This window comes from Rhizobium sp. BR 362, assembly GCF_036528765.1.
Lineage (GTDB): Bacteria > Pseudomonadota > Alphaproteobacteria > Rhizobiales > Rhizobiaceae > Rhizobium.
In genome coordinates this window covers 18468-35208 of sequence record NZ_JARWGH010000028.1, presented here as the reverse complement: position 1 = coordinate 35208, position 16741 = coordinate 18468, and the positions used below count along the sequence as shown (strand labels likewise).

Genomic DNA, 16741 nt, shown 5'->3' with positions numbered 1-16741 from the left:
AAAACAAGCAGCTAACGGCTGCTCGGAGCAAATGAGATGGCACGGAAAAATCTGCTCGAGGGACTTGCTGACCTGCATGAAGATAGCGGCACGGCACCTGCATATCCAATGCGAGGCGCAGGCAAATCTCTCGTGCGTTCGCTGGACGAGCTGGCAAAGCAGGCTGACAAATATCTCGAAGGCGAGGCAATTATCGAACTTGATCCGGCACAAATTGAAGGCTCCTTCGTAAAGGATCGGATATCAGACGACGACGGCGAGTATCAAGATCTGCTAGAGGCAATTAGGGTACGTGGGCAGGATACGCCTATTCTCGTGCGGCCCCATACAAAGGTCGATGGTCTTTATCAGGTTGTCTTCGGCCACAGACGGGTAAGGGCAGCAAGGGACCTCGGCAGAAAAGTCCGGGCTATTGTCAAGGCAATCGACGACCGTTCCCATGTCATTGCTCAAGGGCAGGAAAATTCCGCGCGCGCGAATCTCTCTTTTATCGAAAGGGCGTTATTTGCCAAGCGCCTGGATGATCTTGGTTACGGCCGAGAGGTGATTTCCTTGGCATTGTCCGCGAATGCGGCTTCGGTCTCGAAGATGATGACGGTGGCAGAGCGCATCTCGGCTAACGTCATAGAAAAAATCGGGTCGGCTCCCGGTGTGGGCCGAGAGCGCTGGATAGAGCTTTCACTTCTAGTCGGAAAATTCGCCAATAGCGGCAAAGTGTCAGAAGTTTTGAGCACGGACGGCTTCGACGCATTGCCGTCCGATGAACGCTTTTCATCTCTGTACAAGGCGCTCAACAGAACAGCGCGGCCCGTGAGGAAGGCGGAGGTTTCGACTCAAAAGGCGAAGTGGCAGCCCCGGGACAAGGCAGTGCAGGCCGAAATCAAGAATACGGGCAAAGCTTTCTCGCTCTCGATGAAGGCGAAGAATGCTGGCCGTTTCGGAGAATATCTTTCCCGCAATTTGGATGCGCTCTACGAGCAATTCCTGAAGGAGGGAAGCAAAGGAGACTGAAGCCGCAAAAGAAAAAGGCCCCCAAACGACCAAGTCGTGGAAGCCCTTCTCGTATTCCCTAAGCAAGATTGAGAATCGCATTTCCACGAATCCCTGTCAAGAGTCGTAACCGTCGATTTGGCGGGCGGATCTCTTTTGCCTCAATTAAGGTGAGAGAAAAAATGCAGAGTGGAAGTGTGACGACGCCCTTCGGGCGGCGGCCGGTATCGCTTGCCCAGGTAAGAGGGCAAATGAAAACGGCTGAGATGCGGCCAGGTAAGACGGCCGACAAATGGAAGATCTTTCGCGATGCCTCGGAGGCGAGGGCAGTGCTCGGCATTCAGGACCGCGCCCTTGCCGTTCTTGATGCGCTCTTGACCTTCTATCCCGACAATGAGCTTTCGGAAGAGCGCGGCCTGGTGGTGTTCCCATCAAATGAACAGCTTTCCGTTCGAGCGCATGGTATTGCTGGCACGACATTGCGCCGCCACCTTGCTGCACTCGTCGATGCTGGACTGATCCAGCGCAAAGACAGTGCTAATGGCAAACGATACGCCCGAAAGGACAAGGGCGGCCAGATCGAAGATGCGTTCGGCTTCAGCCTCGCGCCGCTGCTTGCTCGCGCCGAAGAGCTTGCGCAGCTCGCACAGCAGATAGCAGCCGAGCGCCGGCACTTCCGCAGCGCCAAGGAAGCACTGACGATCTGCCGTCGTGACGTTCGTAAGCTGCTGACGGCTGCGATAGAAGAGGGCGCTTCTGGCGATTGGGAAAAGCTGGAGGGCTACTACGTGCAGCTGCTCGCAGGCATCCCCCGCTCCCCAACCCTCAAAGATATTGAATCCGTCCTCGACGAAATGCGAATGTTGCGTGAAGAGATCATCAACCAACTGGAATTTCAGGAAGATTCTCAAAAAACAGATAGCAATGATGTCCAAATTGGACGTCACATACAGAATTCAAAACCCGAATCCAGCAATGAATTTGAACCTTGCTCTGAAAAAGAGCAGGGGCCGAAATCGAACCCAGACATTGGGCGAATGCGAGAGCCGATAAAGGCTTTTCCACTGGGAATGGTCTTGCAGGCCTGCCCTGAGATTTCGAATTACGGGCCGGGCGGGGCGGTCGGGAGTTGGCGCGATCTCATGTCAGCCGCGGTGGTCGTGCGATCGATGCTGGCCGTCAGTCCGAGTGCCTACCAGAATGCCTGTGAGGCACTCGGTGCCGAGAATGCTGCGGCCGTGATGGCCTGCATCCTCGAAAGGGCAGGGCACATCAACAATGCGGGCGGTTATTTGCGTGACCTCACCCGCAAGGCAGAACGCGGAGAGTTTTCACTTGGGCCGATGTTGATGGCGCTGATGCGAACGAATGGTTCGCCAGGCCGGAGAGCATCATGAGCTGCAAAAAGCTGATGCTGTTTGGAGACCGCAGCAAGGTGAGATCCTGGCTTGTGGTCTCCCGAGTATCGCCGATAAGCTATCAATCTAAAGTGGGGTCGCTGAAAACAGCATATTCGAAGGGCCGTAACCTCGGATGCAAAGAGCTGTGTAGCCTTCTGAACGAAATCATCCGGACATCCGCGCCGGCGGAACAACGGCGCTGGAGACGCTGCTTTCGGCTGCGACCGTACGTGCCGATAACATCATGAGTCTTGCTATTGCACCAAGATGGGGTTTGAGGGCTATGCTAGTCTCATAGACGTTCCGCTTCTGGATGTGACACCCTTCGACCGGGCCAAGAAGTTGGGCGCTGCGCCTTTGGCACAGGCCGAGATCTCGCAATTTAAGAGCAGGTGGCCCCGAGGCGCTTTTGAGCCCGTTGCCGCCGCTCCGGTCAATTGGCCTCAGAGCGGTCTGACGTTTTCCGCCTTTAACTTGCCGGTCTTCCGATCCTGACCGAGATCGTAGGAAACGGACTGTCCCTCTCTGAGATAATCGCCATATTGCAGGGCGGTGACATGCACGAAAACGTCGCCTCCTCCGCTTTCCGGCGTGATGAAACCAAAGCCTTTATCGGCGTTGAAGAACTTAACCTTGCCAGTTGGCATAACAATCCTCGTGTCTTCGCAGTTTAGGCAGCAAACTAACGACCAGCCACAGCAAGAATCAAGCCAGTCTGCTTCCGCCGAGTGATGTCGCGCTCTTTGGATAGAGTGGACGAAAGGCCGTGCCCCAGCCGTTGTTTCTATCACTCTGGCTCCGGCAGGTTTAAGGTGTAACGCGTATGTCGGCGTTCACCGCTGCGGTTCATTGCCCCCTTCTCCACCATATCATGAAGGTCTTTAGTCGCCGTTGCCCGGGAAGCCCCTGTGATCGAGATGTAATTTTCCGCGCTCAGGCCACCTTTGAAGCCTTCAATCCCTTCGCGGAACATGCGGGAGATCGCCTTGGCGATTGTTGAACTGGTCGCGGAACCGTTCATAGAACTTTGCCTTGCGGATATAAAACGCAACGCGCGTGAGAGTCGTCTGCTGCGCATCGAGAATGGTTTGCAAGAAGTAGAGTAGATGAGCCTTTCGATTATATCGAGCTTACGCTGATTTGTTTCGAGCTCTCCGTAATAAGCCTTGCGGCTCCTTTTGATCGTATATGCAAGCGAGATCAGGCTCGGTTGCCCGATGTTTTGCGCGAGCGACTTTTGAGGGCCGAACAAGCAGCCCAGCAGGTCGCCGCGCTGAAGAAAGATCGTGACGAGCCGGCATACCATCATGCGGGTTCGAGACGAGAAACCACCTCGGTCGTTGGCAGAAGGAACAATGATGACCGGCTACACCATTGAACCGGACGGGCGTCAGGTGGAGGAGGAAATCCACCTTGGCGGGGTTGGCCGAACAGGTCGTGGCAAGCACGGATTGGAAGGAGATCTCCGCCGGGAAAGGAAGCTCGCCGGGCAAAAAGCGCGGGCGCTCCCTTATGAATCAGCTAGTCAAGGACGAACTAACCCGAAGCGATGTGCCTCGTCCAACAGCGCCCTAACGGAAGAGGGCTGCCACCTCCTGCCACCACGCGCCGGCCGTTCCCCCATCTGATCCAGTTGCGCGGCAATGTCGCGCAGCGACAAACTGGGGTCGGCGATGGTGATCGCGGCGACCAACTTCATCAAATGATCTTCGGGCGCGCGGCGCGGTGAGCGGGCCAGCAGCTCTGGCTCTGCAAGCTTCTCACGAACCATCCGATGCACCGCGCGGCGTAATCGTTCGACCGTCCAGTGATGACCGCGACGGTTAAGGACGCGCACGACGTTGTCCCAACTATGCTGTGGCCTGAGCTGCCTCACGGTCGGCAGCCAGGTCTGTGCCGACGAAATCAGTTCGTCGAGATAAAGTTTCTCGCGTGCTTTCGACACCGCCTTGATCGCCTCCGGTCGGCGCTCGCGCAGACCGGGATTTCCGGGAAGCTTCCCTCTGGCTTTCGCAGCCTTGATGCCAGCTTTGGTTCGTTCGGCGATCAGGGCGCGCTCAAGCTGGGCGACGGCGCCGAGCACCTGCAAGGAAAACATTCCCTGCGGCGTGGACGTATCGATCGGATCGCGCAGCGAGCGGAAATGAACTCCGCGCTTTTCGAGGTCTTCAATCACGTGAAGCAGATGGCTGACTGATCGGGCCAAGCGATCGAGACGAACGACGACTAGCACGTCGCCAGAGGTGAGATCCTTCAGCACTTTGGTGAGCACCGGTCTTGTGCGGGATAACCCGGATCCGTGCTCCTGATGAATGCGATCGCAGCCGGCGGCGCGCAACTCATCGACCTGGGCATCGTTGAGCTGATCGTCAGTCGAAACCCGGGCGTATCCGATCAGCCGGGGCCGCGGAGAGGGGGAGCTGGCGATTGCAACCTGGGGCATTCGTTCTGGCTCTTTTTTGATGGCCTTTGTACAGATAATGAATGCATGAGAAAATGGGGATTTGCAAGCGTGTTTTATGACAAAAATGGGAGGCGATAGAGAGCGTTCTATGACGTGAGGCAGGCATCGACCCATCGCCGCCCGAGAACGCACGTCAGCGGGCATCTATGGCGAAAACGCAGGGAAATCGGCTATTTCGGAAGAGGTCGCTCCGGCTCCGGCTTTTTGATGAGGTTCTGACGCCGAGAGGCGGTCGGGGAGGGGAAGAGCTCGACCGGTTCAGCACGCGTTATTTCCGCTCAATCAGGCAGAATTTCCAGCGACCCAAAATGAAAAGCCCTCAAGGGGCCCGGATTTGCGGCTTTTCCGCCAATTCTCACGGACAAATACGCTATCTCTTGCCGCCAAAAACCATCACCTATCGATACGCAGTACTTATCGGAAGTGATTGCCCATCCACGGCGCCGTCCCGAGTGACGGAAGCAATGGCTTAAATAGCTTCTGTTCTGGAAAAGAACAACGTTAATTCATATGGTTAACGAGATGGAAACGGCCAACATTCCCGGATAAGAGGGGTAAGTGGGGCAGATTCGGTGGCGGTGCTGGTTCGTTGGGCAACGGTGGTGCTGCAACCGGACTGAAGTGACCCCGTGTTCACGCCCTAGCGAGAATGATTGCCGGCAGGGGCGGAACCGGTTGGCCGACGTTGCCGATGCCAAGCCGGTCACCGAGATAGTGGTAAAAGGATAGCCCGAGCTTTTGGCAGGTCTTCATCAGACCGAGCATGGTATCGCGTGCAACACGACCATCGCGGCTCATCGTGCCGCCGGAGATCTTCCGCTTCGTCACAAAGCTCCGCAAAGCATTTTCGGATGCATTGGTGTGTAGCGGAATCTCGGGATGATCGAGAACTTTCAGCAACTCGCTCTTCCGTCGATGCAGCCGCTCAAGCAGCTTGTCGAGCGCCTCATAGCCGGTGCGCAGGCCGAAGATTCGGTCGAACCGTCGTCTGAAGGCCGGAACGGCCCGCGGGGAAGGGGTCTGCTTGTAGGCTTTCAGCGCCTTGTAGAAGCGCCAGACGAGATCGCGGACCATGGTGAGCGACCGCTCCTCCTTGGCGGTTCCTGGCATCAGCTTTTGCAGAAGACGTTCGGCATGAACCCAGCACAGCGCGTGATTGCCGACGCGGAACTGGCCGGCGTCGTCGGACACGATCACCGTATTGCCCATCAGGCCGTGGTGACGAATAGAACCCCACAGGCCGGCCTCGGCAAGCGTGCCGATCTCCTGCCGGTCGAAGATGTCGATACCCTTTTCGGCCAGATGCGCCATGAATGGGACCTGGTTGCAGAAGCGCTGTGGTTCAAAAGCGCGAAGTACGGCAGTTATGGACGCATCCGCACGGCGTTCTTTCAGGTAATCGAACGCGGCATCGTTGAGCACGTAATCCTGGTAGCCACCGCGCAGCAGCGACAGGAAATTCAGGCGGGACTTCGATTTTGTGGTGCGAAAGACAGTAAAATTCGGGCCGCCGATGTGTGTGGCGTAACACGGATTATGGGAATGCCACGCGCCGGTGTCGTCGACGGTGACATAAGACGACGACACCAGGCCGGCATGCAACACCGCGGCATCCTCGGCGACAAAGCCATCCAGCTGCCGGGTCAAAAGCCGTAAAATCTGGCGTTTTGAGATGTCGATACCGATGTCGTTCAGCAAAGTCGTCAGGCGCGCGGTCGTCACCTGCCCTTGTGTATGCAGCATCAGGCAAAGTCGCCTGAGGTTGATGCCGTAGCCACCTACGGTTCCCATAGGCAAGGGTGCCAGCACCGTCTTTCCATCCGGCGTCACCCAGCATTCACGACGGTAATGCACGAGCTCGGCCTTGAGCACCAGGTCGCGAACATAGACGCTTCTGTATCCCTTGAAGCGCGAGCCGGCCGGAGCATTGGTGCGCACGATCTCTTCCCGGCTGACCCGTTTCACATCGAGCTTCGGGCCGCGCGGTTTCTTCTTGCTCGCCTGTTTGTCGCCGGATTTGATATCGGTTGCCTTGTCCATGCCGGACGGTCGAAACGGCGGGCGCGGCGGCAGGTTCTTCAGTCGAGCGATCTCATCGCGCAGCAGTTGGTTCTCGACTTTAAGCCGGGTGTTTTCCAAGCGAAGGGCGGCGTTTTCCTCGCGCAGCTGGATGTTGTCGGCCTCAAGCTTCGCGAGCCGGGCTTCCGCCTGCTGCGACCGCTCCAACAGACCGGACACCAGACTGCGCAACGCATTCAGCGACAGCGTGCCGGCATGCTCGGGGGAGGGGAGCCGTTTCGTCATGGCAGAATCGAATCATGATTTGCCCCGGCAGGAGAATCCCCAGGCTATCAATCAATTCTCAAAACGCTGGGTTATGCACACTTCTATGCTCGCTCACCGAAACGCTGCCACCGATTTTGCCCCACGTACATAAGAGGGGTAAAAGGGGCTGATTTGTGGGCGCTGCTGAAGCGCTGGGCAATTGTGCCGTTGATGCTCTTCTACCATAATCGGTGTCGGAGCATAAGACGCGATCAGGATGAGAGACGGGGAGCAGCACAATGGGCGGGATCGATATCGAGGGGCTCGACGAAGCAACGCTGATGGAACTGCATGGACGCATCGTCGAGCGGCTCCACTTCCTGCATCAGCAAAAGACCGCGGCTGCCCTGCAAGAGATCAAGATCGGCAGCGGCGTAACGTTCGAAGGGCCGGATGGAAGAGCGATCAGGGGCATCGTCATCCGACGCAATCGCAAGACGGTGACGGTTCATACCGACGATGAGAAGCACTGGAATGTCTCGCCGTCATTGCTGACGCTTGTGGGCCGCCATGGTCTCGATGGAGAGGCGTCCAAAGACGGCCGTGTCGTGCCGTTTACGAAGCCCGGCACCAGATAGCAGCACTCAGGCTTTTGCGGCGACAAGGCCTGCCAGCGGCGGGATGGCCTGGCCGCAGTGCGACGCGATCATGGCAGGCGATGACGCTGGGATGCCGAACCGGTCGCCGAGATAGTGGTAAAAGGACAGTCCGAGCTTTTGGCAGGTCTTCATCAGACCGAGCATGGTGTCGCGCGCAACACGGCCGTCCCGGCTCATCGTACCGCCGGAGATTTTTCGCTTGGTGACGAAACTGCGCAGATCATTCTCTGACGCGTTGGTGTGTAACGGGATTTCTGGTCGCTCGAGCACGCGCAGCAGTTCGGCTTTGCGGCGGTGCAACCGCACCAGCAATGCGTCGAGGGCATCATAGCCGGTACGCAGGGTAAAGATCCTGTCGAACCGTCGTCGGAAGCCCGGGATTGCCTGTGATAAAGGCTTTTGTTTCCAGACCTTCAGCATCTTGTAGAATCGCCAGACGAGATCGCGGATAAGCGCGACCGATCGCGCCTCCTTTGGCTTTGCCGGCATCAGCTTTTGCAGAAGGCGCTCGCTATGGACCCAGCACAGGGCATGATTGCCAACCCGGAACTGTCCGGCATCGTCGGAGACAATCACCATGTCGCCCAGAAGACCGTGATGGCGGATGGAACCCCAGAGACCGGCTTCGGCCAGGACCCCGATCCCCTGCCTGTCGAAAATATCGATGCCCTTGCCGGCCAAATATTCCAGGAATGGTACCTGATTGCAGAAGCCTTGCAGCTCGAAAGTGCGCAGTCTGGCAACGAGGCCTGGATCGCCACGGCGCTCTTCCAGATAGTCGAACGCTGCGTCATTGAGGACATAGTCCTGGTAGTTGCCGCGCAGCAGCGACAGGAAGTTCAGTCGCGATTTCGATTTCGTCGTTCGGAAGACGGTAAAATGCTCACCCCCGATTTGGGTGGTGTAAAAATTATCATGAGCATGGCGGGCACCGGTGTCGTCGACCGTGACATAAGTGGACGACACCAGGCCGGCATGCAGCACCGCCGCGTCCTCGGCAACAAACCCATCCAGCTCTTTGGTCAGAAGGCGAACGACCTGGCGTTTCGAGATCTCGATGCCGATATCATTTAGCAACGTCATCAGCCGCCCCGTCGTCACTTGCCCCTGCGCGTGCAACATCAGGCAGAGCCGCCGGAGGTTCGGTCCGTAGCCGCCCATAATTCCCGTCGGCAACGGTGCGATCACCGTCTTCCCATCAGGTGTGATCCAGCACTCGCGGCGATAATGCACGAGCTCGGCCGACAGCACCAATTCCCGCACGAAACAACCTTTATAGCCTTTGAACCGCGAACCGGCCGGAATGGTTGCACGTAAAATCTCTTCCCGGCTGACCCGCTTCACATCGAGCTTCGGGCCGCGCGGCTTCTTCTTGCTCGCCTGTTTGTCGCCGGATTTGATATCAGTTGCCTTGTCCATGCCGGACGGGCGAAACGGCGGTCGCGGCGGCAAGCTCTTCAGTCGGGCGATCTCGTCGCGCAGCAGTTGGTTTTCGACCTTCAGGCGGGTGTTTTCCAGGCGGAGCTCCGCGTTTTCTGCGCGAAGGGCTACGTTCTCGGATTCAAGTTTCGCGAGGCGAACTTCAGCCTGTTCAGCTCGTTCCAGCAGACCAGTCACCAAACTTCGCAACGCCTTCAGTGAAAGCGTATCGGCATGCTCAGGTGAGGGGAGCCGTCTCTTTGCCATGTCGAGACTGAATCTGATTTGCTCCGCCCGCGGAATCCCAACGCTGGAAATCAACTCGCAGACCAAGCCCTTATGCACACTTCTCTATGCCCTTCGGAGAGAGCCCGCCAACCAAAATGCCCCACTTACATAAGAGGGTAAGTGGGGCAGATTTGGTGGCGGTGCCGGTTCATTGGGCAACGGTGGTGGCGCAGCCGAGCCGAAGCGGCCCCAAGTGCTCAAGCCCGAGCGAGAATGATCGCCGACAGGGGCGGAACCGGTTGGCCGACGTTGCCGATACCAAGCCGGTCACCGAGATAGTGGTAAAAGGATAGCCCAAGCTTCTGGCAGGTTTTCATAAGACCAAGCATGACGTCGCGCGCAACACGGCCATCGCGGCTCATCGTGCCGCCGGAGATCTTTCGCTTCGTGACAAAACTCCGCAGATCATTTTCGGATGCATTGGTATGCAGCGGAATCTCGGGATGATCGAGCACCTTCAGCAGCTCGGTCTTCCTTCGATGCAGCCGCTCAAGCAGCTTGTCGAGTGCCTCATAACCGGTGCGCAGGCTGAAGATTCGGTCGAACCGTCGTCGGAAGGCCGGAACGGCCCGCGGGGAAGGGTTCTGCTTGTAGGCTTTCAGCGCCTTGTAGAAACGCCAGACGAGATCGCGGGCCATGGTGAGCGACCGCTCCTCTTTTGCGGTTCCTGGCATCAGCTTTTGCAGAAGACGTTCGGCATGAACCCAGCACAGCGCGTGATTGCCGACGCGGAACTGGCCGGCGTCGTCGGACACGATCACCGTGTTGCCCATCAGGCCGTGGTGACGGATAGAACCCCACAGGCCGGCCTCGGCATGCGTGCCGATCTCCTGCCGGTCGAAGATGTCGATACCCTTGTCGGCCAGATGCGCCATGAACGGCACCTGATTGCAGAAGCGCTGCGGTTCAAGAGCGCGAAGTCCGGCAGTAATGGCCGCATCCGCACGGCGTTCTTTCAGGTAATCGAACGCGGCATCGTTGAGCACATAATCCTGGTAATTGCCGCGCAGTAGCGACAGGAAATTCAGGCGGGACTTCGATTTTGTGGTGCGAAAGACAGTAAAATTCGGGCCGCCGATGTGTGTGGCGTAACAGTTATTATGGGGATGCCGTGCGCCAATGTCGTCGACCGTGACGTAAGACGACGACACCAAGCCGGCATGCAACACCGCCGCATCCTCGGCGACAAAGCCATCCAGCTCTTTCGTTAGAAGCCGCACCATCTGGCGCTTGGAGATGTCGAGACCGATATCATTCAGCAATGTCGTCAGCCGCGCGCTCGTTACCTGTCCGTGTGCGTGGAGCATCAGGCACAGCCGTCTGAGGTTGGCGCCATAGCCACCCATAATCCCCGCTGGCAAGGCTGCCAGCACCGTCTTTCCATTGGGGGTTACCCAGCATTCACGACGGTAGTGCACGAGTTCGGCCTTGAGCACCAGGTCGCGAACGCAAAAGCTTTTGTACCCCTTGAAGCGCCAGCCGGCCGGAGCATCGACGCGCAGGATCTCCTGCCGGCTCACCCGTTTCACATCCAACTTTGCGCCGCGTGGCTTCTTCTTACTCGTCGGCTTATTGCCGAGTGCAGCGTCCGTCGCCTTGTCCATACCGGAGGAGCGAAACGGTGGCGCGGCGGCAGGTTCTTCAATCGCGCAATCTCGTCGCGCAGCAGCTGGTTGTCGAGTTTCAGGCGGGTGTTCTCGAGCCGAAGGGCCGCATTTTCCTCGCGAAGCTGGATGGTCTCGGCCTCAAGCTTCTCAAGTCGGGCTTCTGCCTGCTGCGACCGCTCCAGCAGACCCGTCACCAAACTGCGCAACGCCTTTAGCGAAAGCGTGTCGGCATGCTCGGGGGAGGGGAGCCGTTTCGTCATGACAGAATCGAATCATGATTTGCCCCAGCAAGAGAATCCCCACGCTCGCGATCAACGCTCAAAGTGCGAGGTTATGCACACTTCTATGCTCGCTCACCGAAACGCTGCCACCGAATGTGCCCCACGTACGATAAAAGGAGACAAGTGGGGCAGATTTGGTGTCGCTTTTAGCTAAGAATTTCATTGATATGCAGATGGTAGGGAGGGGAGGTTCCGGGCGTGGGGAGTTGTGTAGCCTCGATGGTTTCTGGAACGATCAGATTTTGTACCGCCTCTGACCAGATAAGTATTGCTCTATCGGGATCACAAGGCCTCCTAAGTGGCGCGGCAGGGCGTAACGAGGCGAGATAAGACGCCACGTTGCGCCCGTTTGCGCGCCAATTATACCAGTGATTTCGGCGCTTAAACGGCCGCACTTCGACGTTTTTGGCGCCCTCCCTCTGCATGTCGCGGGCTATGGCTTTGGCCACCTCGCGGTCGCTGAAAGTGAGGCCGATCGGCTTTCCGTTCTGATAAATTTCATGCATGTCAGGTCCTTTCTAAGGGCGGAATGCCCGACGCGTGGAAAATATAAGATGAGTTACATTTGTCGCCGTCCCTGATTCAGCGTCCGAACCTGCTCCTCAAGATGCTCGGTTGCCGTCGTCGCGGCTCATGCGGTCGCGTTGCAGACCGGCGGCCATCAACTCCCATGAGGACGGTGGCTTGGCGGCTCCGGCACTAGCTCGGTGATGAAAGAAAGATGCGCCGTTTCCATTGGCTGCGCCACCACTTAGCAATTCCGATTTTCATCCCAATCGGCGGTGGAACATGCACTTTTCATCGCCGCGCCCATCAAAGGACGGTACCGAAAGTTCTTTACCATTGAACTGCGTCAGCGCGAGCAGGGCGGTCTTGGCGTCAAGCTCGAGGTGCATCGGACAACTGCGCACGGCCACGGGTACGTGAAGAAAAACCAAGGGAAGCAAGCGAATTGACCCTGTTGCAGTTACCGGTTGCACTCGATAATCTGCCCCCAACTTGGGTTGGGGAAGATCATGAAACGGATGATACTGGCGGCTGCAGCCGCCCTTTTTGCGACCGGCGCCAATGCTATGATGGCCCAGGATTTGGCGCGCGACTGCAAGAGCAGCATCACACTTGCCGGAAATTACGTCATGGGCTTCATGGAGAAATGGCGCGAGGATGAGATTGTATTCGATAGCGTCGTTAAGATGGGCATGAAGGACGAGCAAATGCTCGGGATCGCTCGGGAGAGCATTCTCGGGAAATTCTGCATCCCGAAGGGCGCCAATGTCGCCCGCGCCATCGTGATTGGCTGCGACTGGGTGACGACGCATCCCGAGAAGGGAACCTGGCCGGCCGAGCGTTCGTTGATGGCTCCCTATAAAGCTGCATGGCCTTGCGACCAATGACCAAGACCGCGACTATCCAATCCCATGTGAGCGTAAATTCCGTGATCTGGATCACGTCCCTGCATGAGAGCGAGCACGGGGTGACCCTCCGCGTCCTCGAAGATTTGGAACCCTTGTTGCAGGCCAACCAGATCTTCTTCATGAAATTTGAGCCGAAGAGCGCCGCTGATCTTCTGGGATTCTTGGATTATGTGGCGAAGGTGGTTGAAGACGGCCTGCTGCCGATCATCCATTTCGATACCCATGGCGATGAGGACATGGGTATTCATATCGTCGCCTCGAACGAGGATTGCAGCTGGGCCGAGATCACAGAGAGACTGCGCGCGATCAACATAGCCACGGCCAATAACCTGTGCGTCATCTCGCTGGCCTGTTTCAGCTTTCATCTCGTGAAAGAAATTCATGTCACGACCCGCGCGCCATTCTACATATTGGCCGCGCCCCAAAACAAAGTTACGGCAGGCGATGCGGAGGATTCTGTGGTCCGGTTTTACCGGCACGTCTTCGAGAAGAGCGAGCTTATCGGTGCGTTCCGAGCAGTCCTGAAAGACAAGCTGCTCCTCATGCATAGCGAGGAGCTGCTGTTCACGTCGCTAGTGCGTTACGTCCGTGCATTTTGCATGGGCAAGGGCGTTCAGAAGAGGGTTGATGAGCACCTCACCGAGGCACGGAATCTGGGCTACCTGACCAATGGTTCGGATATCGCGTCCTTCCGCAAGGCGGTCAAAGCCAATCTTTTGGCAGACCAGTCGCTTGTTGACCGATTTGTGGAGACGTTCCTGCTTGGCCGTCCGGTCGGCTATGACATCGAGGCCGTGAAGAAGGCCGCACGGGCTCTGCCAGATCCCTACGCGGACGGGAAGCGGAAGCGGCCGACCGTGGCCGATAGCATTAAGGGCATGACGCTGCCGCCATTGAAGTGACGACGCGCCCGCTCGATTTATTCCGCGCCAGGGTTGTATAGGCACGATTCGTAAAGGTTGAGAGAGTACAGATGACTGTCGCGAATTTGTTCGGCGGGGGCTTCATGTATCAGCTTATTCTTACCGTCATCCTCGTAATCGTTGAAGTCCTTCGGTACTCGCCGAAGGTTCGCTGGGCGGTCGCAATCATTTCCATTTTGACCATTGCCGGAAGCTTCTATGTCGTCTTCTATTTGGCAACAAGCCACGTGTTCGTGCAAGGCTATGAATATAAGCCGCACGACCTTCAGCCGGGCATCACTATAGGGGTCGTCTTCGCCCTGTTCATGCTCGTGATGGTCGCTTTCAGCGTGATCGACCGTGATAAGCTCAAGGCAATCGTAGATCGTGACAGCGACGACCAGCTTCTCAGGGCGTGGGCATCCAGCTTCACTCCCTTGCTCGACGCGCAGTCTGGAGGCGCGGGCGGCGATGCCAAGATGGCGCCGCAAACCGAAAGCGCTGCCAAGTCCGACGACGACATTATTCAGGGCATCAAAGCGAACCTCCGTCAGCTGATCGAATACTACATCATGAACAAAAGTCAGGCGCGCAGGAGTTACACTGCCAGCCTGACCGCCATCGTTGCCGGTTTCGGGACGATCATTGGGGGTACGTGGTGGGCGTTCTCCTCGGGCCGAAGCGATGGGACGGCATATATCGTTCCCTTAGCGGGTGTACTGCTTCAATTCATCGGCGGAGGCTATTTCTATCTCTATAACCGAAGCCTGATTCAGCTTAATTTCTTCTTCTCCCGTCTGGCGCAAATGCAGGACACGCTTTTGGCAATCCATCTTGCCGAGTCCTTGCCAGAGGGAAAGGAAAGGGCGAAGGCCGTGGACAGGCTGATATTCATTGTAGCGGAACGCAGCACGACCGCGCCCGCTTACCTTCCGGACCCAGCGGCAAAGAAGCCAGCGGCAAGGCGCACCAGAACGCAACCCGAGCCAGCCGCCGAGTAGCGCGACCGACTACGCGTAATGCTTGCCAGCGTGATGAAGCTGCACGTCGCACCTTTGCATAAGCGCGGCACGCCTTTGACGACGCCGACCACTGCTCTCCCTCGATCGAGCGAGCCGACATTGATGTTCGATCTTGAAATCGTTTTGGCAAAGAGACGTTTCAGTGAAATCGTTAGCGGAAAATCGCCCTTCATTTATCGGCTAAACCTAACAGACATATGAAGTTTTCCCATTTGAAATAACAAAGTAGAAGCCACACTTTTCGAGCCGGCATTGAGTTGGCGCGTCTCGACGAGCGCATCGCCCGCTCCGCGGTCGGACAGGGGTGGATCGAACGGTCGCACTTTGCCGACGCCTGCGCCTCGCTGTGGATCGACGGCGAACTTGTTCACCTCGAAGACCTCGTCCTCCACGACGACACCCGCGATATTCGCACACCCACCCATGAACTGACAATCGCCCGCGACGCGTTGCGCACCCGGCGACGCATTGCCGCGCAACCACCGGTCTGGGCACTGTCGCCCGACGGCATTCGCACGCTCAGGCAAACCTCGGATGTGACATCGGTCAGGGCCGATGATGCTGAGTCGGGCGCCGCCGCCAAGCGGCCTGTCGCTGTCGAGCCGATAGGGGAGGGGGACGATGCTGACGACGCCAAAGATCTGCCTGGCGTCGATTATGCCGCCATTGATGCGCTGCTGGCCCGGTCCGAGGCGGCGATCGAGAACGCACGGTCCGGACGGGCCGGCGCGCAAGAAAAAGATCCCATGATCTACGATCTCGATTGGGACGAGGACGCGCGGCTGGGCGAGTGGCGCAACGTGTTGAGGCAGACCGATGATCTGCCGGCGGTGCTGCAGGCGATTGTCGCCCTCGATGCCTGGAACGAGATTGCGGTGCTGCAGCACGCGCCCTGGCTTGGACGACTGTTGGCCGCCTCGATCCTCCGCCAGGCCGGTGTCACCACGGCCGCACATCTCGCAGCCATCAATCTCGGACTAAAAACCATTCCCGTCGATCGGCGCCGACATCGCGATCGAGAAACCCGGCTGCTCGCCATCGCCCATGGACTGGTCGCGGCCGCCGAGATCGGGCTGAAAGAGCATGATCGGCTGACGCTGGTGAAAACGATGATGGACCGAAAACTGGACGGGCGCCGGACGTCGTCAAAACTGCCGGAGCTGGTCGAGCTGGTGATGGCGAAACCGCTGGTGTCGGCTAAGATGGTCGTAACGACGCTGGGCGTCACGCCGCAGGCGGCGCGGCGGATCGTTGGCGAGCTCGGATTGCGCGAGATGACGGGGCGGGGGAGGTTTCGCGCCTGGAGCGTCCTGTGAATTAGCCGAATACATTCTTCTAGCTTGACCATGTTAATTTTTTCCTCCACAAATGAGGTAGAGAACATTAACATGAGTAGGCGGCATGGAAAATATCAGCCCAAAGACAATCACTGATCCTGAGATTGGCGACCTTTACCTTGCTCGTCTGGAACTTGAGCGTGAGAAATTGATCGCGGCAGGTCATCACGCACTTGCTGCTGCTGCGACTGCCTCACCACTGCATCCCACCAATGCCGCCGGCATGTTCGCGTATATGGACGGAGTGAAGGGCCTTCGAGCCGAAAACCTCGGTGGAAATTGGGAGATCTTTAGCGAGGAAGGTGTGGAAGGCATCCGCAATGACGTCCTCAAGCTTCGAGTTCTCTTTGTAAATGTCAATCAAGCCTGCCGCAAAGCGGATCCTAGAGCGCGGTCTCGAAAAGGCGCTGGCTCCGAGCGCGTGGCTTGTGGCGATATGTTTGAAGCTGCCGGTATCGACCTCCCTATCAGCGTGGTCAAGTTTCATGGAGACCACAAAACATATTACCTGATGGTCGATCAGTTTGGCGCAATGGAACTCAGCTTACCTGTGGTGAAGAATGGCCAATTCCTTCGCTGTATCGATCGCGTATTTTTGATTGAGGGTGGCGATCTGGACGCGGTCGATTTTGGCATCAATGAACCGACCAACGATCCGGATCTGGATATCGTCGTCAGTCGAAAATAAAGCC

13 protein-coding genes and 4 pseudogenes are annotated in these 16741 nt (G+C 57.5%); 10 read left to right on the top strand and 7 right to left on the bottom strand.

What is annotated here, in order from left to right; genetic code table 11:
* The first annotated feature begins 36 nt into the window (after window positions 1-36).
* From repB to QDY28_RS31050, 3 genes and pseudogenes are all read left to right on the top strand, one after another.
* The gene (repB, locus tag QDY28_RS24125) at window positions 37-1011 is read left to right on the top strand and encodes a plasmid partitioning protein RepB (protein ID WP_004119861.1); all 975 of its coding nucleotides are present in this window, start codon (window positions 37-39) and stop codon (window positions 1009-1011) included.
* 161 nt (window positions 1012-1172) lie between these two features.
* Window positions 1173-2387 carry a plasmid replication protein RepC gene (gene repC, locus QDY28_RS24120; protein WP_065091801.1) on the top strand — a complete coding sequence of 405 codons (1215 nt, stop codon included), beginning with the start codon at window positions 1173-1175 and terminating at the stop codon, window positions 2385-2387.
* A 114-nt stretch (window positions 2388-2501) separates the two neighbouring features.
* Window positions 2502-2885: pseudogene (locus QDY28_RS31050) on the top strand (hypothetical protein).
* Here the strand turns inward: QDY28_RS31050 and QDY28_RS24115 are convergent.
* The 3 genes and pseudogenes from QDY28_RS24115 to QDY28_RS24105 form a co-directional block, all read right to left on the bottom strand.
* Window positions 2834-3037: a cold-shock protein gene (locus QDY28_RS24115; RefSeq protein ID WP_004119863.1), complete on the bottom strand. Its 204-nt coding sequence runs from the start codon at window positions 3035-3037 to the stop codon at window positions 2834-2836. The pseudogene QDY28_RS31050 and the gene QDY28_RS24115 overlap by 52 nt on opposite strands.
* 140 nt (window positions 3038-3177) lie before the next feature.
* Window positions 3178-3630 (bottom strand): annotated as a pseudogene (locus QDY28_RS24110) (DUF4172 domain-containing protein); the annotation flags it as partial.
* 285 nt (window positions 3631-3915) lie between these two features.
* Window positions 3916-4788, bottom strand: a complete 873-nt coding sequence (locus QDY28_RS24105) for a recombinase family protein (RefSeq protein WP_246802364.1) — start codon at window positions 4786-4788, stop codon at window positions 3916-3918.
* Between QDY28_RS24105 and QDY28_RS24100 the strand changes: the two genes are divergently transcribed.
* Entirely contained in the window at window positions 4699-4932 is a 234-nt protein-coding gene (locus QDY28_RS24100) for a hypothetical protein (RefSeq protein ID WP_246451475.1), read from the top strand. The genes QDY28_RS24105 and QDY28_RS24100 overlap by 90 nt on opposite strands.
* Before the next feature lie 555 nt (window positions 4933-5487).
* Here the strand turns inward: QDY28_RS24100 and QDY28_RS24095 are convergent.
* On the bottom strand, window positions 5488-7158 hold the full coding sequence (locus tag QDY28_RS24095; RefSeq protein ID WP_028755408.1) for an IS66 family transposase: 1671 nt from the start codon (window positions 7156-7158) through the stop codon (window positions 5488-5490).
* Between the two features lie 260 nt (window positions 7159-7418).
* On the opposite strand from QDY28_RS24095, the gene QDY28_RS24090 reads away from it, so the two are divergent.
* Window positions 7419-7757 carry a hypothetical protein gene (locus QDY28_RS24090; RefSeq protein WP_065091799.1) on the top strand — a complete coding sequence of 113 codons (339 nt, stop codon included), beginning with the start codon at window positions 7419-7421 and terminating at the stop codon, window positions 7755-7757.
* Between the two features lie 6 nt (window positions 7758-7763).
* On the opposite strand, the gene QDY28_RS24085 is transcribed toward QDY28_RS24090, so the two are convergent.
* The 3 genes and pseudogenes from QDY28_RS24085 to QDY28_RS24070 all read right to left on the bottom strand — a co-directional run bounded on the left by QDY28_RS24085 (window position 7764) and on the right by QDY28_RS24070 (window position 11879).
* Complete coding sequence (locus QDY28_RS24085) at window positions 7764-9464, bottom strand: IS66 family transposase (protein ID WP_065091798.1); 1701 nt, start codon at window positions 9462-9464, stop codon at window positions 7764-7766.
* A gap of 218 nt (window positions 9465-9682) precedes the next feature.
* A pseudogene (locus tag QDY28_RS24080) lies at window positions 9683-11352 on the bottom strand (IS66 family transposase).
* A gap of 167 nt (window positions 11353-11519) precedes the next feature.
* On the bottom strand, window positions 11520-11879 hold the full coding sequence (locus tag QDY28_RS24070) for a hypothetical protein (protein ID WP_065091795.1): 360 nt from the start codon (window positions 11877-11879) through the stop codon (window positions 11520-11522).
* Window positions 11880-12389: 510 nt separating this feature from the next.
* Here QDY28_RS24070 and QDY28_RS24065 point away from each other — a divergent pair.
* From QDY28_RS24065 to QDY28_RS24045, 5 genes and pseudogenes are all read left to right on the top strand, one after another.
* Complete coding sequence (locus QDY28_RS24065) at window positions 12390-12767, top strand: Rap1a/Tai family immunity protein (RefSeq protein ID WP_004119872.1); 378 nt, start codon at window positions 12390-12392, stop codon at window positions 12765-12767.
* Window positions 12764-13690 (top strand): hypothetical protein, encoded by a 927-nt coding sequence (locus tag QDY28_RS24060; RefSeq protein WP_065091794.1) that lies wholly within the window; start codon window positions 12764-12766, stop codon window positions 13688-13690. The genes QDY28_RS24065 and QDY28_RS24060 overlap by 4 nt, the downstream gene beginning before the upstream one ends.
* A 71-nt stretch (window positions 13691-13761) precedes the next feature.
* On the top strand, window positions 13762-14691 hold the full coding sequence (locus QDY28_RS24055; protein WP_004119876.1) for a TRADD-N-associated membrane domain-containing protein: 930 nt from the start codon (window positions 13762-13764) through the stop codon (window positions 14689-14691).
* A gap of 260 nt (window positions 14692-14951) precedes the next feature.
* Window positions 14952-16028, top strand: a pseudogene (locus tag QDY28_RS24050) (RHE_PE00001 family protein); the annotation flags it as partial.
* 85 nt (window positions 16029-16113) lie between these two features.
* The gene (locus tag QDY28_RS24045) at window positions 16114-16737 is read left to right on the top strand and encodes a hypothetical protein (RefSeq protein WP_004119881.1); all 624 of its coding nucleotides are present in this window, start codon (window positions 16114-16116) and stop codon (window positions 16735-16737) included.
* The last annotated feature ends 4 nt before the right edge of the window (window positions 16738-16741 follow it).